At 35.6% G+C, this 23,505-nt stretch carries 27 protein-coding genes; 25 read left to right on the forward strand and 2 right to left on the reverse strand.

The window, feature by feature from the left end:
- Positions 1-3: 3 nt before the first annotated feature.
- The 6 genes from ACLHK8_RS00145 to ACLHK8_RS00170 all read left to right on the forward strand — a co-directional run bounded on the left by ACLHK8_RS00145 (position 4) and on the right by ACLHK8_RS00170 (position 2,813).
- Positions 4-273, forward strand: coding sequence for a hypothetical protein (locus ACLHK8_RS00145; protein WP_434520328.1), 270 nt, complete (start codon positions 4-6; stop codon positions 271-273).
- Between the two features lie 225 nt (positions 274-498).
- Positions 499-717 carry a hypothetical protein gene (locus ACLHK8_RS00150; protein ID WP_057773664.1) on the forward strand — a complete coding sequence of 73 codons (219 nt, stop codon included), beginning with the start codon at positions 499-501 and terminating at the stop codon, positions 715-717.
- 13 nt (positions 718-730) lie between these two features.
- The gene (locus ACLHK8_RS00155) at positions 731-1,255 is read left to right on the forward strand and encodes a thioredoxin domain-containing protein (RefSeq protein ID WP_057773666.1); all 525 of its coding nucleotides are present in this window, start codon (positions 731-733) and stop codon (positions 1,253-1,255) included.
- An 18-nt stretch (positions 1,256-1,273) separates the two neighbouring features.
- The gene (locus tag ACLHK8_RS00160) at positions 1,274-1,582 is read left to right on the forward strand and encodes a hypothetical protein (RefSeq protein ID WP_323707391.1); all 309 of its coding nucleotides are present in this window, start codon (positions 1,274-1,276) and stop codon (positions 1,580-1,582) included.
- Positions 1,560-2,597 (forward strand): hypothetical protein, encoded by a 1,038-nt coding sequence (locus ACLHK8_RS00165; protein ID WP_144010366.1) that lies wholly within the window; start codon positions 1,560-1,562, stop codon positions 2,595-2,597. The genes ACLHK8_RS00160 and ACLHK8_RS00165 overlap by 23 nt, the downstream gene beginning before the upstream one ends.
- A 12-nt stretch (positions 2,598-2,609) precedes the next feature.
- Entirely contained in the window at positions 2,610-2,813 is a 204-nt protein-coding gene (locus tag ACLHK8_RS00170) for a hypothetical protein (RefSeq protein WP_323707390.1), read from the forward strand.
- Here ACLHK8_RS00170 and ACLHK8_RS00175 read toward each other — a convergent pair.
- Both ACLHK8_RS00175 and ACLHK8_RS00180 read right to left on the reverse strand, forming a co-directional pair.
- Complete coding sequence (locus ACLHK8_RS00175; RefSeq protein WP_434520483.1) at positions 2,802-3,686, reverse strand: IS3 family transposase; 885 nt, start codon at positions 3,684-3,686, stop codon at positions 2,802-2,804. The two genes, ACLHK8_RS00170 and ACLHK8_RS00175, sit on opposite strands and share 12 nt — an antisense overlap.
- Positions 3,671-3,928 carry a transposase gene (locus ACLHK8_RS00180; protein ID WP_017866964.1) on the reverse strand — a complete coding sequence of 86 codons (258 nt, stop codon included), beginning with the start codon at positions 3,926-3,928 and terminating at the stop codon, positions 3,671-3,673. Before ACLHK8_RS00180 ends, ACLHK8_RS00175 begins: the two co-directional genes overlap by 16 nt.
- 739 nt (positions 3,929-4,667) lie before the next feature.
- Here ACLHK8_RS00180 and ACLHK8_RS00185 point away from each other — a divergent pair.
- From ACLHK8_RS00185 to ACLHK8_RS00275, 19 genes are all read left to right on the forward strand, one after another.
- Complete coding sequence (locus ACLHK8_RS00185) at positions 4,668-4,976, forward strand: hypothetical protein (protein ID WP_323707388.1); 309 nt, start codon at positions 4,668-4,670, stop codon at positions 4,974-4,976.
- Positions 4,969-5,445 carry a hypothetical protein gene (locus tag ACLHK8_RS00190; RefSeq protein WP_323707387.1) on the forward strand — a complete coding sequence of 159 codons (477 nt, stop codon included), beginning with the start codon at positions 4,969-4,971 and terminating at the stop codon, positions 5,443-5,445. Before ACLHK8_RS00185 ends, ACLHK8_RS00190 begins: the two co-directional genes overlap by 8 nt.
- Positions 5,446-5,619: 174 nt before the next feature.
- Entirely contained in the window at positions 5,620-6,165 is a 546-nt protein-coding gene (locus ACLHK8_RS00195) for a hypothetical protein (RefSeq protein ID WP_323707386.1), read from the forward strand.
- Positions 6,166-6,243: 78 nt separating this feature from the next.
- Complete coding sequence (gene mobP2, locus ACLHK8_RS00200) at positions 6,244-8,208, forward strand: MobP2 family relaxase (RefSeq protein ID WP_434520484.1); 1,965 nt, start codon at positions 6,244-6,246, stop codon at positions 8,206-8,208.
- A 253-nt stretch (positions 8,209-8,461) separates the two neighbouring features.
- Positions 8,462-9,145, forward strand: a complete 684-nt coding sequence (locus ACLHK8_RS00205; protein ID WP_323707384.1) for a hypothetical protein — start codon at positions 8,462-8,464, stop codon at positions 9,143-9,145.
- Between the two features lie 11 nt (positions 9,146-9,156).
- Positions 9,157-10,395, forward strand: coding sequence for a hypothetical protein (locus ACLHK8_RS00210; protein ID WP_434520329.1), 1,239 nt, complete (start codon positions 9,157-9,159; stop codon positions 10,393-10,395).
- A gap of 27 nt (positions 10,396-10,422) precedes the next feature.
- A complete protein-coding gene (locus ACLHK8_RS00215) occupies positions 10,423-11,583 on the forward strand; it encodes a toprim domain-containing protein (RefSeq protein ID WP_323707382.1) in 1,161 nt (386 codons plus the stop codon).
- Positions 11,584-11,691: 108 nt separating this feature from the next.
- Entirely contained in the window at positions 11,692-12,120 is a 429-nt protein-coding gene (locus ACLHK8_RS00220) for a hypothetical protein (protein WP_323707381.1), read from the forward strand.
- Positions 12,121-12,134: 14 nt separating this feature from the next.
- Positions 12,135-12,773, forward strand: a complete 639-nt coding sequence (locus ACLHK8_RS00225; RefSeq protein ID WP_323707380.1) for a Fic/DOC family protein — start codon at positions 12,135-12,137, stop codon at positions 12,771-12,773.
- Between the two features lie 137 nt (positions 12,774-12,910).
- On the forward strand, positions 12,911-15,010 hold the full coding sequence (locus ACLHK8_RS00230) for a DNA topoisomerase (protein WP_434520330.1): 2,100 nt from the start codon (positions 12,911-12,913) through the stop codon (positions 15,008-15,010).
- Positions 15,011-15,019: 9 nt separating this feature from the next.
- Entirely contained in the window at positions 15,020-15,370 is a 351-nt protein-coding gene (locus tag ACLHK8_RS00235) for a hypothetical protein (protein ID WP_323707378.1), read from the forward strand.
- Complete coding sequence (locus ACLHK8_RS00240; protein WP_323707377.1) at positions 15,348-17,204, forward strand: ATP-dependent Clp protease ATP-binding subunit; 1,857 nt, start codon at positions 15,348-15,350, stop codon at positions 17,202-17,204. The genes ACLHK8_RS00235 and ACLHK8_RS00240 overlap by 23 nt, the downstream gene beginning before the upstream one ends.
- A 51-nt stretch (positions 17,205-17,255) precedes the next feature.
- On the forward strand, positions 17,256-17,468 hold the full coding sequence (locus ACLHK8_RS00245; RefSeq protein WP_323707376.1) for a hypothetical protein: 213 nt from the start codon (positions 17,256-17,258) through the stop codon (positions 17,466-17,468).
- Between the two features lie 90 nt (positions 17,469-17,558).
- Positions 17,559-17,885 (forward strand): hypothetical protein, encoded by a 327-nt coding sequence (locus ACLHK8_RS00250; protein WP_323707375.1) that lies wholly within the window; start codon positions 17,559-17,561, stop codon positions 17,883-17,885.
- Between the two features lie 135 nt (positions 17,886-18,020).
- The gene (locus tag ACLHK8_RS00255; RefSeq protein WP_434520331.1) at positions 18,021-20,144 is read left to right on the forward strand and encodes a hypothetical protein; all 2,124 of its coding nucleotides are present in this window, start codon (positions 18,021-18,023) and stop codon (positions 20,142-20,144) included.
- Positions 20,128-20,499, forward strand: a complete 372-nt coding sequence (locus ACLHK8_RS00260) for a hypothetical protein (RefSeq protein WP_434520332.1) — start codon at positions 20,128-20,130, stop codon at positions 20,497-20,499. The genes ACLHK8_RS00255 and ACLHK8_RS00260 overlap by 17 nt, the downstream gene beginning before the upstream one ends.
- 202 nt (positions 20,500-20,701) lie before the next feature.
- A complete protein-coding gene (locus tag ACLHK8_RS00265) occupies positions 20,702-21,433 on the forward strand; it encodes a class A sortase (RefSeq protein ID WP_323707372.1) in 732 nt (243 codons plus the stop codon).
- 1 nt (position 21,434) lies between these two features.
- Positions 21,435-22,694 carry a hypothetical protein gene (locus tag ACLHK8_RS00270; RefSeq protein ID WP_434520333.1) on the forward strand — a complete coding sequence of 420 codons (1,260 nt, stop codon included), beginning with the start codon at positions 21,435-21,437 and terminating at the stop codon, positions 22,692-22,694.
- Between the two features lie 15 nt (positions 22,695-22,709).
- Entirely contained in the window at positions 22,710-23,504 is a 795-nt protein-coding gene (locus ACLHK8_RS00275) for an isopeptide-forming domain-containing fimbrial protein (protein ID WP_434520334.1), read from the forward strand.
- The last annotated feature ends 1 nt before the right edge of the window (position 23,505 follow it).

Genomic DNA, 23,505 nt, shown 5'->3' on the forward strand with positions numbered 1-23,505 from the left:
ATTATGAATATCTATCCAGTAGAAGGTACACATGGAAATTGGAAAGCAAAGACTGAGCATGTTTTTGATTTAAATGATCATGTTAGTTTTCCAAAGCAGATTATTGCGGGACATTTGGTTAATCCAGCAGGTGATGGAATTGTTATTGGACATCATGCACTTAGTGAAGATGATCCAACGATTGTTGATGAGATTCACACCAAAAAAGGAAATATTCGAGTTTTTAATCGAGACTGCAAACTATTCAAAAAAGAGGCCGATATTGATTCCTAATGATGGTTAAAGCAGACGGCAGATTTTGTGGCGAAATTTACGCACTATTTAAAAAAAGAGAACCTAGACGATCCAGTATGATTTAGCAAGCTACGCTAATCTAAGGGATCTTGTTGATAATAAAGAAAAATATAGAATGATTGATAACAATAGTGAAAGACCAATAGTTACTTTAAAACAATTGACAGAGAACAAATAGTATTTTTTAAAGAAAAGAGTGATTAAGTGCTGAAATATATTATTATGAATGCCATTACGAAAGATCCATTAAAAAATGAGTTTGATCAAATTATTGAATTTACGAGTCGAGCTAATGCTAGCAGATGGTTAAAACAGGAATTTCCAACGCTGGTTAAAACCAATAATCACCGTTTTAAATTCGGCCTTAGACCGCCCATTACAGTGCTGCACGATCCGGTCAAAATTGTGAGAGTAACAAAATAAAAAGAGGTTAGTTATGAAAATAAAACAATTATTTACGGAACATTTTAAATTTGTAGTTATTGGATTAGTAATTTTATTCTCGCTTATTGACTTAATGGTATTTGCGATTGTAAAACATCAGCGAGCGGTAGTTTGGCAACAAACACCAAATGTTTCACAATTGTCGAAGGCTTCAACGATGAAATCTGGTAAATATGTAGTGCTGTTTTATCAACGTGGATGTGTTTATTGTCAGAAGGCCATGCCAACGATTCAGAAAGAAAAAAAATTAGCTGCAAAGCATCACGTTAAATATTTACAGGTTAATACCAGATCAAAATTGGGACGTGAGTTAACTGGTGATTACACGATCGAAAGTACACCTACTTTTTTACTGATCAATAAAGAAAAAGGTAAGAAAGTTCAAATTGCCCCGGTTTCTATCACGTACGATAAGAAAAAACAAAATAAAAAAATCAATCCAAAAAATATTGGTGTGAAAACAAAAACGATTAAGTCAGCTATGAAAGGTGATTGGAGTTGGATGAACAACTATTAAACGCCAGAGGTGAAATTTATGTTATTAGTAAAAGGCAAATTTTTAAAAACTCATGGTTTAACAAACTTGGCGTATAGTTTTGAAGTTCCGATTGATCTACCACATGATCAGATTACACTTTTTAGCCCAGGAATAATTTGCTTGGTAGAAATACCCAATCTTGAATTCGTCAGTGCTATCAAAGTTGATACAGGATCGTTATTATCGTGCCAAAAAAAAAGCGATTCACCTGATTCACCTGTTGGCAAAATTTTGTGGGTTTTATCCGCCGATAATAGTGATCAAATTATTCAAGATTTGGCCAATGAACAACAGAAAACAAAATAAGATTTTAAGAAGGGTGGAGGTTTTAATCAAACAACTTCAAGACAGTTCTTTTTTTAAAAAATTAAAAAATAAGTATAGTCGTTTTCAGGATTGGCATGATGAACACGTTTCAGTAATCAGAATATTGACCGTAATTAGTTGTGTTGCAATTATGGGATTATTGTTGCTTGGAACCAAATTTGCTCCCGTGCCACTCCAAGTTAATGTGACCGGAGTTAATAAGACGTTAGATTACGAAAATGAAAGTGGCTCAATTAAATTACTGAGTAAAATGTATAACCCTAAAGAAAATATCATGGTTCTTAGCATTCAAACAACCCGGCAATTGGATGCAGGCAGTACAGTACCGATTCCACAAAATCAGTTGAAATTTAAATTACAAACATATAATCCTGAAAAGGCAACTATGCAAATTATTCCAACAACTTCTGACAAATTCACTTTGGTTGTGCGTCATTTGACACCGAAGTATAGAGCTTTAAAAGTGAAGGTAATCAACAATACTCCAACATCGACTCCATACGTTGATGGAGATGATAGTGATACACCAGCACAAAAAAGAGCCTATAAAAAAGCTGGAAAAACAGTTACTTTGCGAGTGGTTACTAATAAAAAAATGATTAATAGTTCGATTCGTGATAGTGGACGTAAGACGTTTGCTATTCAAACAACAAAACGCGAAATTGACCATCAACAAAATTTAATCACAAGTAACAAAAAGAAAATTATCGCCGCTAAGAAGTTAATTTCAATTGATAAAAATAATATTGCAGCGAAAAAATCTGATGATCAATATAATACAACGGGTGAGAAAAAATCCACGCAAGATACTCTTGATAATTTGCAAAGTGACATCGCTTCTCAAAACGCCACGATCAAAACAAACCAGGATGCTATAAAAATTCATAATCAGAAAATTGAATTGCTACAACAACAGATAGCAGATGTTCAAAGTGGCGTTTACAAATTACCTGGTGAAATTCAAAGTACTCAGAATCAAAACTTCGCTAAATAAGTAGGTGATTGAATGAGTAAGATTTTTAAATTGGTGCAACAAAAAATCACAGAAAAATGTGGCTTGGGTTCGGCACTTATGGCTAATTTAGTGTTTGTTTTGGTGATTATTTTGCTTGAAATTATAGGCAGCCTTTGTTATACAGGCTTTGAATATACAACTGTTGGATTTAGGTCAAGAATCTGGACACATTTTATGTATAATTTAAGCGACTAATTTTTCCTTTTCATTTGGAGTTAAATAATCAATGCTACTGTGAATTCGAGCACTGTTATAAAAGCTCTCAATGTAGCTGAATATTGCAGCATTTGCTTCTTCAAAATCCTGATAATGGTGTTGGTAAACCTCTTCTTTTTTCAAACTGGCGTGAAATGATTCCAAACATGAATTGTCATAGGGACAGCCACGCTTGCTATAAGAATGGCGAATATGGTGTTGCGCTAAGATCTGTTCAAAGCCAGCACTGCGGTACTGGCTACCCAGATCGGTATGCACAATTAAGTTATTAGTCGTCTTTCTAGTTTCAAAGGCTTGTTGAAAAGTGCTGATCACAAGATCAGCAGTCATATGACGGCTGATTTTATGGGCAATGATTTTACGTGAATATAAATCCTGAATGCTTGATAAATAACACCAGCCATTGGCTTTGGTGTGAATATAAGTTATGTCTGCACACCACTTTTGATTTGGACTGGTTGTACGAAAATCTTGCGCGAGTATATTTGAATAATCAGTCGCATCAATATCATTAGTTTGTTGATAATGCCACTTCTTGCGCGTGATTGATTTTAACCCCATTTGGCGCATTAATCGTTGAACTAGCTTAATACTGGCAGTCTTACCTTCTTTTTGTAACGCTTTTAGAATTTTAGTTGCCCCGTAGGTACGTCTAGAATTAAAGTAAATGCGTTTAATCGACTGGCTAAGTGTCTTACGACGCTTGGCTTGTGGCGATACATGATTCTGCTGATGTTCATAGTAAGTTGAGCGTGGAACTGAGAGTACTTTACAGGTTTCTTTGATACTATGGTGCTTCAAATTAATATCAACGGCTGTCTGCCAGTCATCTGGGTTTACTTTTTGGCGAATATGGTTAAGGCTTTTTTTAAGATGTCATTCTCACTTTCTAGCTGTTTCAAACGTTTTTGCAACGCTAAAACATCTGATTTGGAAATTCCACTTCCTTTGTCTTCTTTATATAGATTAATCCATTTGTAAATAGTTACATTTGATACACCATATTCGTCTGTAAGATCAGCTACCGGGGCGCCATCCTGGTACAGCTTGACAATCATTTTTCTAAAATCTACTGAGTACTTTTTCTTGGTCATAAAAACACAATCCTTCCTATTATGGAATTATACTAAATCGTGTCCATGATTTCATACTACCTTCATGTTGACGGCTGCTGGGGTATCTAATGTTTTTGAACTTGATAAAAGTACCATCCTCAAAATTGGAACTATTTTATTATCCAACAAAGGGTTACTTGAATATTGGTTTCTCGCACAAATCGGTATTTTTTTTATGTTAATGCTTTTAATTTTTATAACAATTAGAACTTGGTTTAACGCTTTGAGTGTGGGTAGTAAAGAAATCAATATTGCCAAATGTGATATAGATTATTTAAAGACAGACAACTTGAATAATCAAACGAGTGAACATTTGGACCGAATGAAATTTTTAAGTCAGAAACATTCAATTCGAAAAAAGAAAGAAGTGCATTAAGTGTTGAACATTTTTTTGTAGAATTGCGTTAAGAACTATCCTGAGTCAATTCAGGGTAGTTCTTTTCTAAAAGTGGGAAGAACAAATTGCTTGTGTAAGAATTGAGGTATGCAAATAGGGTGCAAAAAGGTATGCAAACAGGGGGCACCCGCGAAAATTTGTGGGACTCTGGAAACGCCGACACTGTCGGCTCCACTGCGTAGCTGTGGACTGTTTCCCTTATGCTCTTTCTTCAAGACTGAAGAAAAGGGCCCATAAGAACTTATGGGAAAGTAGTTGATGGCGAATTTGCGGTTGGCTCTGGTGAATTAGTTTTAAAAAAAGGAGGACTTTTAAAACAGCATGATCGAAAAAAGTGAAATAAGAATTCGCAATGTTGATATAAACGTGAAGCAAAAATTAAATGAGATGGCAAAAAAAGAAGGCTATCAGAGCTTGAGTCAATTCATTTATGATTTGTTAGATGAGTTTGTTGAAGATCAACAGATGGAGAGTACAAAAAATGTAATGGCGCCAATTTTAAATGAAGTTATAAAGAAATTAAATTTGGCTACTGAAAATCAAACAAGAATCATTGAACAGAATGCAAATATTCAATCAGCTTTAACAGACATGTTCGAATTTTTTGGAATGGGTGGTAGTGATGACTGATAGATTAACAATCAAATTGACGGAAGAAAATCAAGAGAGGTTTAGTGCGATTGAAGCTTATGCAAAATTAAACGGAATGGGATTTGGAAAAACGCCAGCCCATCTTTCGAGAAATAAAATTCTGAACCTAATTATTGAAAACTTTTATGAATTATTTTTAAAATCTGAAAATGATATACAGCATAACTATCGTAAACAACTTGTAAAATATATACGCGTTCGTGATCGTAAGATGGATCCTAATACACAAAAGTTGAATCGATTAGATCTTATAACGACTCAGAATTTATATATGGTGTTGGAATTGTATCGAGCCCTGGTTCTTGACCAAGATCAAATTGATAAGATGGAGAGTATGTTCATTAAAGACTCGGCGGAGTTCAAGATGGTAAAACTGCTAACTAATCAAATTGTTCAGGACAAGAATCGAAACTTTAATCTAAAAGGAAAAAAAGGAGTAATCAAATGAATCAACATTTGATATTGGAAATATTAATAACAATTTTTTTGATCATTTCGGTAATTTTGATTCCTATTTTATATCTTGGAAAGAGGAAAACTGGAAAAGGATTGTGCGTGATTGGGGATATAGCGCTTTGCACAATTTTCCTTTTTACTAACATGTGGTCAGCAGCAATTTTCTTTGGCATATCAGGAATTGCTTGGATGGTTTTGCTATAACAAAAAAGTAAAAACGGGAGAAGAAAATATTATGAGAACACAAGAACAAATTTTAGCAAATTATACAAAAATTACTCGTGTAGAAGAGCTTCTAAGTGATCTAGAAAAATATGACACAGTAAATGATCATTGGTATGAAGAAGTAGGTGAAGATGTGAATGGAAAGTTTTTAAAATATGCCTCCGAACTGCACGATGGTCATGGTAATTTGTTTGATCAAAACAGAATTCATCAAATTCGTATGCAGCGTAAAACGCTGTTGGAAATTCGAAAAATGATTGGCTTTAATGAATATCATCCTCATGAGCAACGAGATAGAATTGTAAGTCTGTTTGGAATTTATAGACGATTTGGAGAGTCATATGAAAAAATTGCGGAATTGACTAATCGAAAAGTTTCTTATTTCAGATCTGCATATTTTAAACAGAGTGACTATTCTTCTTCAGTTCTGTTCACAAAAGAGAATTTAGTTGTTTTGAACGAAAAATTAAAATTAGCCTTTATATAAAAAATGGAGTGTTGCTGAACGGCCAAAAGGAAATCAAGTTATGTTTTTAAAGAAGATATCCGTAAAGATGCGGAAGTTATTTTAACTATGAAGTTTACAAAACCAGGAGCAGGATTTAGTGGATTTGTTGATTACACGCAGCGCGATGGCGCCGTTGATGTTGGAAATGATTATGATCTAAGTGATGAAACTAGTTTTGAAGAAAAAAAAGAGTATGCAGGCTATGTTGATTATATGAAAAGGAATAAGGCAACACAGCTTGAAAGCCAGTTAACTAATCAAGAATTGCTGCCTACGTTCACGGCGACCAAATTAAATATTACTAAAAGTGATGAAAACGAACTACGTAAAAAATTAAGTGAAGCCGAAAAACAAGATCATTTACTTTTCGAAGGCGTGGTTAGTTTTCGAACCGATTTGATGATCAAACAAAAAGTATACGATCCAAATACTGGACATGTTGATCAAAAAAAAATTAAAAAAGCTCTACAAAGTTCTATGCCCGAATTTCTTAAAAAAAATAATTTAGAAAATGCGACCTGGTGGGGTGATATTCATCTTAATACAGATCATTTGCACATTCATTTTGGGATTGCTGAAGATAAAAAATCTAATCGGCCGCTTGTAAAAAATGGGGAAGAAAAGGGAATGCTGAGTGAAGCCAGCATGCGTCAATTACGAGGCCGGTTTTATCGAAACTTATTGCAAGCTGATCAGCAGGCAGTAATTGAAAAAGTACAGGATCATCAAGGAATGCTTCGGAAAAAAATCAAAGAGTCTTCCAAATTAAATACACATAAATTTATAAATGACGAGCTACTAATTAAAGCTTTTCAGAATTTACCAGATAAGAAATATCGATTTAGTTCAAATGCCAAAGATTTGAAGAAATCAAAACAATATTTGAACGAGTATATAAACACTACACTGATTCAAAATCCGGAATATCAAGCGTGGACTAAAGGGCTTCGCTCTGAACGCAATCGGTATAAAAAAATATATGGTGAAAATAATCAAGACTATGCAAATAATCAAATCAAAACTTTAAAAAAACAAGTTGGCAATGAATTATTAAAAAATTTGTATAGTATTTCACCAGAAGATTTAAAGACGACAGAATTAGACACTGCAAATAAGACAACAGTGGCACAAGATAATTTTGCAATTGAGTTGTTAAAACGTCAAATTGCAGATTTGAGAAAAGTACCTAATGCTAATAAAGGGAAATTAGGAAAATTACGCTATGAACTGGGGGTTCGAAGAGGTAAACTTCGAAAGAAAAATATTCAAATTGCAGACAAATTAATATTAAATAATATGGATGTACTTAATTTGGCCGTTGATAACAAGTCCGTTAGTAAAGACGATGAGCTACTAGTTTTTAAAAGCAACGAATTTTCTGGATTATTAAAGTTACACCAGTTTGAGTTGCAACCTAATTATAAATTAGCCACCAAGGAGAAAAATAAGAAACGAGAATTACAACGACTGTTTGTAGACCCTATCGAGATACCTATCAATTCCAGATTGTTAATGGAAGTGGATTTGTACAGTAGAAAAATTAATCGGGAAATTAAAGCACTTCGAAATACGAGAATACAACCAGCAACACTTCAAAAAATATACGGTGAAGCTAGTAAAAGTAAAATTGAACGAAACCTTGATCTAAAATTGCAAAGCTGGTTGTTGAAACGGAAGATTGCTACCAATAATCAAGATATCAAAAATAAACCAAATAAAAAAATGAATCTACAACATAAAAATGGATTGCTTTTTTCTGAGTTGAAAGACTTATATAAACGTATTGGCGTTGATAATAAAAAAATTTCACAGGAAAACAACCAAAAATTTAAACAGATTGAAAAGGGGTATCTTGCTAAGCTTCCTAAACGAAAAAAATCGAGGCCAGAAAACAAGTCCTTGAGGTCTTTAAGCAACATTTCGCAGGCTGCAACAAGTGACAGAGTGCGAGCACTTTTCGAACATGAACAACTTGAAGAGGCCGTAGAACGAGATGTTGAACGTGAAGAACAAGAACGATGAAATAATTATTTTTTCTAATTCTTGGCTGAATTTTATGATTAAGTTAAATTAGGATTGCGGGATAGTGTAACGGCAACATAGCAGGTTCATTCCCTGAATATCTCGGTTCGACTCCGAGTCCCGCAATAATAAATCAACAAGGTAAATAGAGAATTTGAAGAAGGCTTTTGCCTTCTATTTTTTTGTTCTTTTTTTGGTATTAAATATGTTCTTTTGGGTAGGTTATTGACGCCCAGAAAGGATGATAAGTTTAATGACAGAAAAGGCAGTAGTTGAAAACTATGAAGAGGAGGTTAAAGCGAGACTTATCAATGGTACTAAGTTCTATCATGGCAGTGATCAGAAGTTTACAAAGTTTGATCTGGAAAACTATGGAAAAAACGGTGTGGCCGGTGGACGAGGAATCTACATTACCAGCAGCAAAAAGTTTGCGGATCAATATACAGGAAATATTGATAAGACTGGTTATCTTTATCAGGTTGATTTTAAGCCTGGACGGGAACTTTCTGCAAAAAAATTAACACTCACGAAAAGAGAAGTTAGTCGCTATGTCACTATTTTAGATCGCAAATATAATTATCTAGAAAACTGGGGAGATGTTGAATTTGAAGGCCGTCAAGCGGTTAAAAACGAAGCTGTTTCTGGACTGATGGAAGGTAATTCTAACGATGTCGATCTGTATAACGAAGTGATTAATGAAGTTGGTGGTCAGCCAGAAGCACTTCACGCTTTACGGCAAGTTGCTAATTTTACACACTCCATTGTTACGCATGATGAGTCACGGTCAGACTATGACGAGGTTGTGGTGTTAAACCCAAATGATCTTAAAATTCAGAAAATGGAAATTCGAACCCCTAAACAAAATCTAAAACAAGGCTTGAAAGCGGGTATCCAAGGTATTGGCGGTATTAACCCAAAGGATAAGTTAACAAGATAAGGAGATTTCAAATGGAAACACAACTAGCAGATGAGAAAATTAGACAATTGGATAATTACACGTTATATGCTGCCAACACGTTTATGACAGCTACTAGGACAGAAACTAGTGAAATGGCAAACCAAAAATATAATGATCTACTGCAAAATTCACCTTATGATCCGAATAGTGATAAATTTGAAAAGTTGGGGTTGGCTTTGGACGAAGCAGAAGACAGGTCTTCAAATGCATTTTTTCGAAAATCATTAGATAACGAATTAATTGCAAGGTTAGTAACTTACCATAATACAGATCTCGGTACTGGGAAGAATTTAGCACAAGACTATCCAGAGCTAACAGGAAACGATATGCGAGCGTTAAAGGAACAGAAAGGAAGAGACAATGAAATGGTTAAAGAACAGCAATTGAATCAGCGGGAGGTTCGAAGCAAGGCATCAACTGACTTACGGAAAGTGTATGCACAGGCTAAGACTAACCAAGAAACAGCATTTAAATCTGTTGAAAATTTAAAGAGCTATGTACAAATGATTGGTTCATATCAGCAGACCTATAAACAACATTATGATTTAGGCCAAGCAAATGTGCTGGCTGCACAAGGATTAAGTGGTAAACAAATTGTAACCAGTTCTGCCTTAGAAAAGAACTTCATTTCTTATAAAGGTAAGAAACAAGTTGGAGCGGTAAATGTTAGACACAAGGATGAACATGATAACTTTACCGAACATATTGAACCTGTATTTGACTTAAGTGATTTTGATAAAAAGGCACGCGCAAAGATGGCAACCGCTACGATTGATGATTACAAACGATATTCATACGAAGAGAAGAAAGCTGCTAAGGATGCTTTCTATAACCAAGATGGTAATCATCGAAGCTTTAAAGCAACAGGAGATCCCAAAAAGGATTTACAAGTTGCTAAAAATCGAACTGCTGACTATCTTGCCAATGTTCAACTTGGACTTTGGAAAAAGACAACCAAGCCAAATTATGACAAGTTAAACTTTGATCCATCTAAAATAGAAGTTAAGGAACAGTTTGAATTTATGAATAAGGCATTTAAATCATCGCGAATCATCACCGGTGGGGTTCAAAAGCAAATTGATGAGGTTCATCAAGAACGCGCAAAAGAACGTGCGGAGAATGTAAGAAAGCAACGGCAAAATCAACCCAATGTTGGAGTTGAAAAATCTGGATCAACCAGAGTAAGCCGAGTTGGTTTAGACCATTCAAATACAGGAGTTCAACGATAATAAGTAGTTAAGAGGCCTTATCCAGAAATGGATAAGGTTTCTTTAAAAGAAAGGAAGATGCTGATCACAGCTAAAAATACGAATGAAATTCTGGACTTTATGGATTATACTGGCATCAAATATGATCATGATCGAACTGAGGCGTGGCCGGTGGAACATGATTCTCTCAAGATTGCATTAAAACCAGGTAAAGATTATTATAATTGGTATTCTCAAGGTACCTGGGGCCATCTCTATGATTTTGTCCAAGAGTATAATGACTCGACTTTCACACCAGCAAAGAATCGTCGGGAAGCTGCAAAGTTGATCAAGCAATTTCGTAAAGAACGCGGCGTAGGAAAGATTCGCAGTTTTGACGTAGCCAAGGATCGTCAATTTGATCCAAAAGAACTTGTCAAATCACCAAATGCTACGCGTTTGATGAAGTATTTGCATGGTAAGCGCCGTTTGGATTCTGGAATTTTGAATAAACTGATTCAGGCCGGAAAATTAACTGAAACGGTTAGCAAGTACAAAAAAGATGGTAAAGAATATATTTTTCACAACGCGGCCTTTTTATGGCGTGATCACACTAATAAACTGGTAGGAGCAGATATTCAGGGTACTAATCTGAAAAATAATCATCAAGGTAAACATGATAATATCAAGCTAATTCAAACTGGTTCCAAGCATGATTTTGGGTGGAACTTTAAAGCAGGCGATAAAAAGAGTACTGATAAATTGGTAGTCACAGAAGCTCCAATCGATACCATCAGTTACTATCAATTATTCCGTCGTGATATTGGTTTAGTAGGGCAAAATGTTGCTTACACATCACTTTCTGGAGCCAGCACCAAAATTGAAGGTGTTGGGGCAATGACCAAGGATTTAGTTGAGAGTAACGGCAATTTATTAAAAGAACTGCATTTTGCTGTTGATAACGATAAGGCCGGACGCCAGTTTATCAAAAAATGGACGGATGCAGGGTTGCATGATAGCAAAGATTTACGAGTATTTGTGGACATTCCAAAAAAAGGGCATAAAGATTGGAATGAGGAATTAGTGGCTGGTGATCATGGGAAAATACAAATGACTATTGACCAATTTGCTAAACTTCAGGAAAAACCACAAAAGGTACAGATCAATGAGCATCCAAGAACCATCAAACGGGCACAACCATTGGAGCGTAAAGAAACTATCTATCGATAAGGGAATTGTTGTTTTTATTAATGTTGGCTTTGCTTTCTAACGTTCTATAACGATATTTGGTTATTTTACAACTAAATTGTGGTATAATACAGTTGTAGAGGTGATATTATGGATTATACATTACAGCAATATTTAAAAGTGGAAAATGTACCGATGATACAGGTTAGCAAAAAGTTGAGAATGCCAACAAGTACTTTTCAAGCACGAGCTAAAAAGGCATTAGGCAAAGTATCGTTAGAAGAGATTCAAGCAATTGCTGAAATTAAGAATAATGATATTAAAGAGGTCGTAGCTAAGATGGTTGATTTAACAGATAATGAGGATATGTTGGAAACAAGTTTACATGATTTGACTATTTTAGGGGTGAAATTTCCGGATGCCAAAAGCTATTGGGACGTTAGAAACGTTTTGACTAGTAGTATTTGGGAGGGTGGCAACGTTACTAGAGATCAAGTGACAGACTTACGTGATAATGCCCACATGTCTTCTGAAGAACATTTCCAGTATTTGCTAAAAAAAATGCATCTTAATAAGTAAGCGAAGGTGAAGCTATGAATTTTTCAGACACCTTATATTCCAACGGAACCAAAAGAAATAAACTTGGCATTAAAGATAAACAAATTTTAAAAGAGCTAGAGTATCAAGAGGCACAATTTCAAGGGATCAAGATTCTAAAAGATAACCCTGAAATACAGAATTTGAATGATCTTAAAAAAATTCATAAACAATTGTTTGAAAATGTTTATGAGTGGGCAGGAGAGTTTCGTACATATGATATGCAAAAAAATGGTCACACTTTCCAGCCGTATGAAACTTTTCCTGAGGGCATGAATTTTTTAAATAATATGATTAAGCATATTAATCACAAGCAGTATGTGAATAAACATTATTTGGCAGTTGATTTGGGTGGTCTATTATCTGATTTGAATGAATTACATCCTTTTCGAGAGGGTAACGGTAGGAGCCAAAGAATCTTTATGCAGTTGTTGTCTCAACAGAAGGGATATAGATTACATCTGGGCAAAGATAGAAAATCGTACCAGATGTATTTGTCGGCGGCTGTTCATGATGATCGTCAGGAGATGCAACATGCGGTGGAAAAGTCAATGACGCCAATTGTACCGAATGGTGGGAACAGGTCGTTGGATAATTTTATTGGATTAAAACACCATAGAGGACCAATACGGTAATTAAAGAATTAGTTATAATATAAGAAATAAAGGACATCGATCAGTTGGTCGGTGTCCTTTTTCTATATCTTTGCCAGCTAATCGCTTTTGTATATTTTGAAATTATGAAAAATAAAATATAGAAAGTGTGTGGTGAAATGAAAGTTTTATTGGCTGAAAAACCAGATCAAGCGGAGAAATATGCACGAAGTTTTGAGAACGCTAAGAAACAAAAAGGAGTATGGATAGTCAATGATTCACAACTTGGCGAGATCCATATTGTGAATGCGCTGGGACACTTGTTCGAATTGAATGAACCAGAAGCTTACAATCAAAAATGGAAACAATGGAATATGGCAGATTTACCAATTATCCCTCAGGAATTTGTCTGGCATTTGGACACAAAAAAAGCACGTGCATTCAAGACGATCAAACAAGAAGTTGAAAAAGCTGATGGAGTGATTATTGGGACAGATGCAGATCGTGAAGGCGAAAATATTGCCTATTCAATTTTAAGCCATATTCCAAATGGTACTTCTAAAATTACCAAAAGATTGTGGATTAATTCTTTGACGAAAAAGGGTATCAATGATGCTTTTCAAAATTTAAGGAATGCTTCTGAAACCAAAAATTATTATTACGAAGCTCGGGCACGACAGAAATCAGATTGGTTAGTTGGTATGACTATGAGTCGTTTGACTACCATTCAATTGCAGAATCATGGATTCGACATAAAGGGTGGATATCCTGTTGGCCGAGCACAAACGGCAACTGTTGCTTATATTGTTAACAATGATACGTTGATTAAAAATTTTAAGAAACATAAATTCTATGAATTGGAGCTTACTGACAATAATGGTATTGTCTATCAAAATAGTGAACAGAAATTTAAATCATTTGATGAAGCCCAAAAGGCTTTAAGCAGTCTATCTGCTAATTCATTGGTCAAGAGTTTTGAGGAAAAAAAGGACCAACATAAATCAGCACCAAAACTAATGGCTTTAGCACAAATCAGTAAGGTGGCCGCCAATCGTTGGGGATATTCGGCCAAACAAACTTTAAAAATAGTACAAAGTCTATATGATGTCCAAGGTGTTGAAGATGGCTATATGTCATATCCACGAACGCATTGTCGAATGATCACAGAAAATGAGTTTAAATATTTAAGTGAAAATGTTAACCAGTATCAAAATTTATTGAACTTTCATTTTAGCGTTAAAAATCCGCAACCACGAAAAAAGTACGTTGATGGGACTAAAGTTAAGGAACATTATGCCTTAATTCCAACGGCTGCTTTACCCATACTGGATAAATTAAGCGAACCGCAAAGAAATATCTATGAAACGATTGTGAAACACACTCTGCTCATGTTTGCTGGTGACGAAATTTCAAATCAAAGGAAAATTACTTTGCAAAACCAAGGTTATGAGTTTGTAGCTACTGATAAAAGGATCACTGATCCGGGTTTTATGGCTTTAGTAAAAGAGTCTGTTTCGCAATCACGTAAGAATGATTTTCCCGAATATGAGATTGGTCAACAAGTGATGGCTACTGGAAAGATAGTAGAGAAAGAAACGAAACCAGTAAATCGTGTGACTGAAGCAAATTTGTCTGATCCAATTCTTCCCAAATTAGGTATAGGAACACCAGCCACTCGTGCGGACATGATCGAATTGATTAAAAAGCATGGATATGTGACTAAAAATAAGAAAGGTGAACTGCTTCCAACGGTCAAGGCATATGTGCTTTGCCAATATCTGGAAGGAACTATGTTTACTAAGCCAGAATTAACTGCTGGTTGGGAAAAGTATTTGGCAAAAATTTGTGTCGGTAATGGGACAGAAAATAAGTTTGTTGGTGAAACTGAAAATCTAATTACTAAGTTAGTTCAGGAACTCCCTCACCGTCCGCTTCATATTAGCGCAATGGAAAGGCAAAAAGTGATCACACCTACCCGCGATGTCGTAAACGATTTTGGTGAATGTCCTAAGTGTCATAAAGGCCGTGTCAAAGAAATTAACGGGAATAGTCGAAATGGCAAATATCATGGCTATTTTTGTGACAATGAAAAATGTGAATTTGGAATTCCGGGGACTTGGGGTGGTACGATTGTTTCCGAAGAAATGGTTACTCAGTTGTTAGAAAATGGGAGAACTCCAGTTTTAAAATTTAAAAGTAAAAAAGGAACCACTTACCAGGCTAGTCTGAATTTAGATAAATCATTAAAAGTTATTATGAATTTTGTAAATAAGAAATGAGGTGGCTATATGGATAACGATAAAAGTAATTTAAAAGTGGTTGATGAAGTTGTGACTGATCCAGAAAAATTGACCAAGAAAATAAGGATCCCAGAGTTTACGGTGGCGGAGCCGGAAGCAGTAGTTCCAAAACCCAATTTAGAAATTGACCGTAAAAAAACACATGTAAATGAATTTGATTTCAAAGATAACGACGTTAGCGCTGCTAAAACCACAATACCGGAGGAGACCTTTGAAGAAGACTTCGACGCCAGTGAATCGGATTCTGATACTAATGACGATCCATTCTCCTCCGAAAGCGTTGATCCAACTGTGGAAGGGGGACAAGAAGGAGCTGATGATGACGATGGAGACTTCTGAACAAATTCAAACACCATTGTTGGATCAGTATACAACTGATTTGACCGATAAAGTAATGATGGCACCGGATGAATATCAAGCAATTGGACGAGGGCAACAAATAAGGGATCTTATTCATTCATTGACGAGAAAAACAAAAAATAGTCCTTTACTCATTGGTGAGGCAGGAGTTGGAAAAACGGCAACGGTCGAGGGGTTGGCTAAGGAAATCTGGTTAAACAATGTTCCAGATCGTTTACTGAATCACCACATTCTGGTTTTAGAAATGGCTTCAATTCATAGTGATTCAAGTGGGACTTTTTCTGAAAAATTTAATGGTCTAATTCAAGAACTAAAAAAAACTAAAGGCCGTAATATCATGTTTATTGATGAGATTCACGAAATTGTCAATACAGGAGCGTCAAGTAATGGCAGTGCTTTGGATGCCGGCAATATTCTTAAACCTGCATTAGCACGTGGTGAAATTTCAATCATTGGATGTACGACCATTGACGAGTTTCACAAATATCTTGAACAGGATCGTGCTTTGCAGCGACGATTCCAAGTAATTGAATTACCAGAACCAACTACAGATGAAGCAATTCAAATTATTTCAGGAATTAAAAGAAATTACGAAAAGTTTCATGGGGTAAAGTATACAGATCGTGCAATCAAGGAAACAGTCTTGTTATCAAAGCGATATATTACAGATCGTTTTTTACCTGACAAGGCCATTGATTTGTTGGATGAGGCTGGTTCTATTGCTGAAAACAAATCAGATAAAACAATTAGGGCAAGAGAAATTGCTGAAGTTTTGAAAGATTGGACTGGTATTCCGGTCACCACTATCCTCAAAGATGAAGCAACTCGGTTACTTAATATAGAAAAAAAATTAAGTGACCGCGTTAAAGGCCAATCACAGGCAGTGCACGAGGTGGCCGATGCAGTATCTATTGCCAGTGCTGGTTTGCAGGACGTGTCTAAACCGATCGCTTCATTTTTATTTCTGGGGACGACTGGGGTTGGCAAAACAGAAATGGCAAAAGCCCTAACGGAGGCAATGTTTGATCGTGAAGATAACTACATTCGGTTAGACATGTCTGAGTTCTCCGGTAAAGATGGGGTAGAGAAACTGATCGGTAAAGGTGATCATAAAGGTGTACTTACTGAGGCTGTTAAGCATCAGCCATATGCAGTGGTGCTATTTGATGAACTGGAAAAGGCAAGACCAGAGGTTTGGAATTTATTACTGCAAATTCTAGATGATGGAAGATTAACTACTGGTGACAACACCAAACGTTTGATCGATTTTAAAAATACGATCATCATTATGACTACTAATGTTGGTTCTGAGTTTATAAAGGATATTAAGGATTTTAAAGGTACTGAGGAAGCGAAAAATAAAGATCGTCAATTCCAAAAAAATGTGAATGCTGAATTGATTACTGCATTTCATCGTCCAGAATTCATTAACCGAATTGATCATATAATTGTATTCAATGTGCTGGATAAACCGGTTATACGAGTAATTGCTCGTAAACGACTCGCCGAACTACGACAGAAGCTGAACAATCAAGGATATGAATTACATTACCAAGATGAAGATAAACAAGACAGCAAATTAATTGATTATCTGGCAGATATTGGTACTGACGTAGACAATGGTGCTCGGCCTCTAGCTAGGGCAATTTATAATGTGATCACGGCACCCATTGCCCATATTGTTTTGCGATTTGATCGATCTAACCCGCGAAACTTTCACACATTTTTTATTGATATCAAAGGTAAATCGGCTGATGAAATTGAAAACAGTTTGATTGATGAGCGTAAAGTTATTTTCCATGCTCGTCCTTAGTGTTATATAACTTCGACATAGAAAAATAGAAAACAGAAAAGAGGAGTTCATATGAATATCGAAACGCAACTAGCTAAGGCCAAAGAAAAGGTTGCTGAATTAGAAACTAAGCGAAAAAAGTTACAAACTAAGAACTACGAAAGAATTGGTGTTTTAGTTTGTAAGCAACTGAATTTAGATCCATTTGATTTAAAAGAAAGTTTGGCTAAAATTAAGCAAATTAATGAGTCTAATGAAGAAAAAAATCGGGGCACCGAGAATTAGTTTCTAAAACTTGGTGATTAGAACATCATTAAATAAATTAAGAACGATTAATAGTGATGTGCTATTGATGAGTTTAATTGATAGGGGGAATTGCGAATCACAAGTTTTGGGACGATTTTTTTAAGCACTTTTATTAGTAAGACCGCGGAATTGCAATCTAGTGTGTTGCTAGCTAGTAACCCATTAAGCAACTTTGCCACACTATTTAAAGGTTGGAATGGACCAGGAAAACTGTTAGTTTCAGCTGCGGCTGGATTGATGGTCATATTATGGTCAGCTATCCACTCTACTGGTGGTGAGGGTGCAAAACGTAAAGCCAAAGATGGTTGGTTAGCTGCTGGGGTTGCGGTGCTAGTAGCATATGCAGCTGTTTCGGCACTATCTTTCTTGAGTGCTCAAAGTACAAAGAGTTTCTAGTTATATTTACGAGAGCTTCAATCTTGATGATTGAGGCTTTTTCTTTACCTAATTTTCTATAAGTTTGTGAACTCACAGCAATTGATTATTTTGAGAAGGTAAATTTCAGTCAAAAAAATAAGGAGTGAACGTAGAATGAAATTTTTCGATAAGTTTAAGAAAAATAAAGATATTTTCCCTGATGAACTAATAGTTCTTCAAATCGATAATTTAGAGAACGTAAGTAGTAGCACGCTGCAAGATGCAGGAAAAGTATTGACCGAGAAAAATGAACCTAGTATTCAAGAAACACTACCAAAACTAGATTTGATGCAGGCCAATATTTTGATTCAAAGAATTTTTGAGTTGCAGGTAGCACCAAAGGCAACCGCATTTGTTATCCCAGAAGTTGTGGTTCATCGAATGGATAATTCTGACGAATTTACGATCCACAATTTTACGATTGACGTTGATTTTCAAAATATGACCAAGATTATTATTGATGCTTTGTTTAATGAACACGAATTAGAAAATACGGAATATAAAGATAAGGTTGAATTCGCACGCTTTTTTCAAAACGCTTATGAGCAGAAGTTAGGTGTGGACGATCAATCAGTTGCGCAAATTCCTAGTGAATTTGAGGTAGAAAAAGGGAAAGTGTCAACCTCAGTACCTTCATTAAGCTTGGGAAAAGAATTGAATCTGGGCGCAGGTAAAACTGCTGTTCAAAAAGGAGTTTCGAAACTTCCTAAGTCTCCCTTTGTTAAAAAGACAAGTGAGAAAAACTCAAAAGAAAAAAATAATAATTCTACACCAAGCTTTTCACGTGAAGTCATACACGCTAACGAAGCGAATGGCAATATTGTCACACTTGGGGAAGATGTTAATAATCAAGTTGAAAGCAGATATCAGATTATTTTACCTAAATTTGCAACATCTAATATGGAATCTGTTTCTCCAGAAAGCGATCAATATGTGGCTTACCGTCAGAATCAAAAAAAGATTGAGTTTAATCAATTCTTGATTGAAAAAGAAAAGCATCTTAATGCAAAACTCAAACGAGAGATCTTGGCGTTACGTCAACAGCAACAAAACTATTTAAATGAGCAGTTGGCTGAATTTATTAAAAAAAATGATGGTCGCAATCAAGTTCATGATCAAGTTCTGGCAAAAATGAAAACCGTCAGAAAGCAAATGCTAAAGGACAAGCAAAGCGACATTGACAGTGAACGTGATAAAAAAATTACGGCGGAAAACAAGCGACATAACGATATTTTGGTCCAGATCAAAACTAGTGCAGAACAAAATATGGTTACGGCTGAAAAATCTATAACGACGGATATTGCCAATAAGACCAATACGGAAATCGATGCAGAAATTAATAAACAGACAGAAGCATTGGAGAAATCACAAAAGAGCTTTGCAGCTGATTTGGAAAAAGCTCAAGAAACTGATGTTGAAGATTTGGCGCTTTCTGGGCAAACAAAGGGAACAGATTATGGTGGTGAATTATTTAAGAAACTATCAAATTCGTTAGATAGTTTTACAACTCAGCTAGTTAATGAACATAGCAATGCTAACGAATCATTAGCTGCTAAACGACGCGCAGAGAATAATGGAAAAGATATTGATGCTAAATTCAAGGAAAATAGTGTGTTGAGTGAAGAGAACAGGCAGTTGCGTGCGAAAGACGCGACTACGATTACAGAACTAGCTCGCTTGAAAAGCGAAAACGCTGAACTAAAAGCTAATGATCACAGTGCAGACTTTTCCAAATTACTTTTGGCTTCACAGCAAGGCAGTACACAAAAGTCTCCTGAACAAGAACAAATGGCGAGTCTACTTCAGCTGGCTATTGCAAAGCAAATTGGGTCAGCCTCTGAAAAAAACACGGAAGAAAAATCTGATCGTGGCAAGAACAATGGAGTAAAAAATTGGTTAATTGGTGGGCTTGCTGGTCTTATATTATTAGTGGGTGGAGGAACTGGGATCATTGTTCATAATAATGATCAAAATAATATCCGAATGGCAAAAATTGAGGCTAACCAGTCAAGCGAACATTCTCGAAATAATCAATTACAAAGTAAAATTAAAACGGAATCTTCAAAACGAACGGACGCGGAGGCTACTGCTTCTGCTTCAGAACAAAAATACGAAAAACAGAGTGAAAATTTAACAAAGGCCAATAAACAAATTCAAAAACTTGAAAAAGCTGCTAAGAACACCAATACTTCAAGCAGTGAACGGAACGGAGGTTCTAGTGATGCCAATGTCAATTAAAGTATCAAAAGAAGAGCAACAATTTGAATATAATCTTGAGAAGTTATATCTACAGCTGTCGTTGAAACAGAAGCTGTATGTTAATTCATACTGGAGTCAGCAAAAAGCGATGAGAAACCTGTGGCAGATTAAACTTCATCCAAAAATACAAAATACGAGTAATCTAGATGAAGCCCTCACTTTCCATACTTTGTTGAAGAAGAATTCTCAAAAGAGATGGCGTGAACTGTCTAATAAAGAACAAGAAGATATGAATGTTCAAACATTAACTAGCATGATTGATCCTATTCAAGGTAATAGTTTAATCCTGATGGGAAAAGTGATTATTCGAAATTATCAAGAAGTCAAAATATAAAAGCTTGACTAAATAAAGACAGTAAATTGCGAAATAAAAGATCATAAAACTTGATCTTCTATTTTTTTGCCAAAAAATTATTTTTACTTATTCTTACGTCAGTTATTTAAGAAAGGGGAGTTTTGACTGACCAAAAAATTAAAGACAAATTCTGAATTGCATGTTTTAACATTGGATCATCATGGAGGCGAGGCAATATAGAGTGAGAAGAAGAATATTTGCGATTTTTCTAATTATTATCGGAATTGTTTTGTTTGTAGCTGGAAGTAATTGGCGAAAGATTGGTAATGCAGTGGTACGCCATGAAAGTACCAATATTGTAAATAAGCAAAAGTGGCATATTCATAAACCAAGTCAAAAGCAGAGTAAGAGATTGGCGTATGGCAATGAAAAAGATAAGCTTTCTAGTCCATATCAAATTTGGAAGTATGCCCATGCCAATCATTATCCGTTGTACCTAGCAGGATACATTGCAATCCCGTCGAGAGATGTTTTGTTACCTATTAATCATGGTAATTCTAACCGAGTATTGGCGGTTGGTGCTGGAACGTTGAAGGACAGTAATGCGCCAGCTCCATACAATGAAGCAGATGTAATGGGGAAAAGTAACTATGCATTGTGCGGACATAATATGGACGATAAGTATACTTTGTTTTCACCAATCACTCATATGAGTAAGGGAGAGAATATCTATGTAACCAATGGAAAACAAATTTTCGTTTATCGAAAAATCAGTACCCATGTTATTCCACCCACAGATATTCAGGTGATTTTTAATACCAAAGAAACAAATCAACATCCGGTTATAACATTAACAACGTGCAACTGGACAGGTTCTATGCGTTATGAAATTCGTGGAAAGTTAATTAAAAAAATTAGGTGGAGACAAGCCAGTCAATATCAACGAAGCTTGTTCCCACGGAGGAGTGTATAGAATGAAAAATATCAGTAAAACAACAAAATTACGTAATCGGATTACCGGTTTCATCATGTTGGCAGGCTCATTATCTACAATTGTTGTTGCACAAGTAGCAAATGCTGCAACTGGTGCAACGGATGACGGTTGGGGAACCTCATCAGATGATAAGGCGGTAACTACAACAGCCGATTCTAATGGAAAGACTATTAATTTAGTTAATCAATTACATTCAAATTATGGTGATGCAGTTACCTATCCAATGTATTTTACATTTCCAAATAATGAAAAGATGACAACAGCTGGTTTCCTAGATAATCTACCTGACGGAATTACGTATAAAGATGTTAAAATTTATCATCTTAATAAAACTATTTCCTCATCAGATGATCTCAAGGGATTAAATCTTAAAACAGATGCAACGGACGTTACAAGCAGTGGCACTACGGACAAACAGGATAACGGTTTTAAGTTTACCTTCAAAAATGCGTCTGATACTTTCGGCCAAAGCTATGCAGTTATGGTAACAGCAACTATGGATGCTGACGGGACGGCTAATTTAACTAAGTATGCTGATGCAAATGGAGTTATCAAGATCCCTAATACTGCTCATCAGTTCTGGAACGATACAGATAAACCAACACCAACACCAGTTGTGATTCCACCAAAGACCGTTACACCAACTACAGATAAGAAAATTGTTGGAGCAGATGGTAAATTGGTTGATAATTTACAAGTCGATTTTAACAAAACATATCACTATGCGATTACTAATAATGCTGGATCAAATACTCAATTAGATAAAATTGTATCTACTGATGATTTGGAAGACGTAATCAACTTAGAGGGTGTAACGGTACATGATGGTTCCTCAGTTACTGGTAAAGATATTTCTAGTCAATTCGATATTGCAATTGATAAGGATAAAGAAAGCTTTACTATCACGCCAAAAGTTAAAACTGACTGGGCCAACAAGGAATGGACAATTGATGTTAGTGGTAAATTACAAAACACATCTAAGTTAATGGATTACCTTAAAAATGGTATTCCAACTGTACCAAACAAAGCTACTTTAAATATTAATTCAAAAATCTATACGACACCAACCGTTACTGTTACAGTGCCTAAGATTTCTAATAATGCGCAAAAATATATTGAACAATCCACGACATCTAGTTCAACGAGTAAGTCTACTGATTCTAGTTCAAATGCATCGAACAGTTCAAGTAGTAGTTCAAGCTCAGCTAAAACAGTAAGTACATCTAGCTCAAGTAAGTAATTGGAGGTGAATTAAATGAAGAGAGGAATGCGAAGAAAGCTGGCAACTGGAGTTACAGCCGTACTTAGTACGATGATGTTTATGACACCAGTATTTGCGAGCACGTCTAGTGCAACAACAGCTAGTTCAAGTTCATCTTCTGTTGCCACTAGTTCTAGCAGTACTGATTTAAGTAAGGATTTTAGTTTGCCTAAATCTACTAAATTAGTCAAAAGTAAGTTTGCTAATCGTGGGTCAGTTGTGACGTTTGATTTGTTCTTCCAAGTTGGAAACCAGGAAACAAGTAAGTCATTGGAATTAGTCGATCCGTTAAATAGCAACTTTCAATTTTTAAAGACAAAAGTTTTCTATAATAAAATCGATGCTGACGGTAATAGTCAAACAGTTGATGTTACCGACGAAGGCAAAGCAGCCTTTGATTCTAAGACCAATACCACGAATTGGAAAGCTAACAATGCTTCAGATTGGTTTGGTCAAACGCTAGATATGCGTGTCAAAGTAAAGGTAAACAAACAAGTTGATCTTAGTAAGATCCCTAATCAAGGCTACAGCCTTGTTAATGGCAAGAAAATTCCCACTAATACAGTGAATGTTGAAACATTGAAGCCTGCTAATCCTAAACCTGTTGTCAAAACGCCTACGCCAACTGTTACTAAGCAGGCAAAGGTTGCACAACCAGCAAAAGAAGGACTATTACCGCAGACTAAACAGATGATTGAGAATCATCCATGGATCGCAGCTATTGGTGCAGTAATTATTGTGCTTGCTGGCGTAACTCTTTGGCGAAACAAGAAGAGAGGGGGAAAATAGG

The organism is Pediococcus sp. M21F004, from assembly GCF_051122535.1.
Taxonomy (GTDB): domain Bacteria; phylum Bacillota; class Bacilli; order Lactobacillales; family Lactobacillaceae; genus Pediococcus; species Pediococcus inopinatus.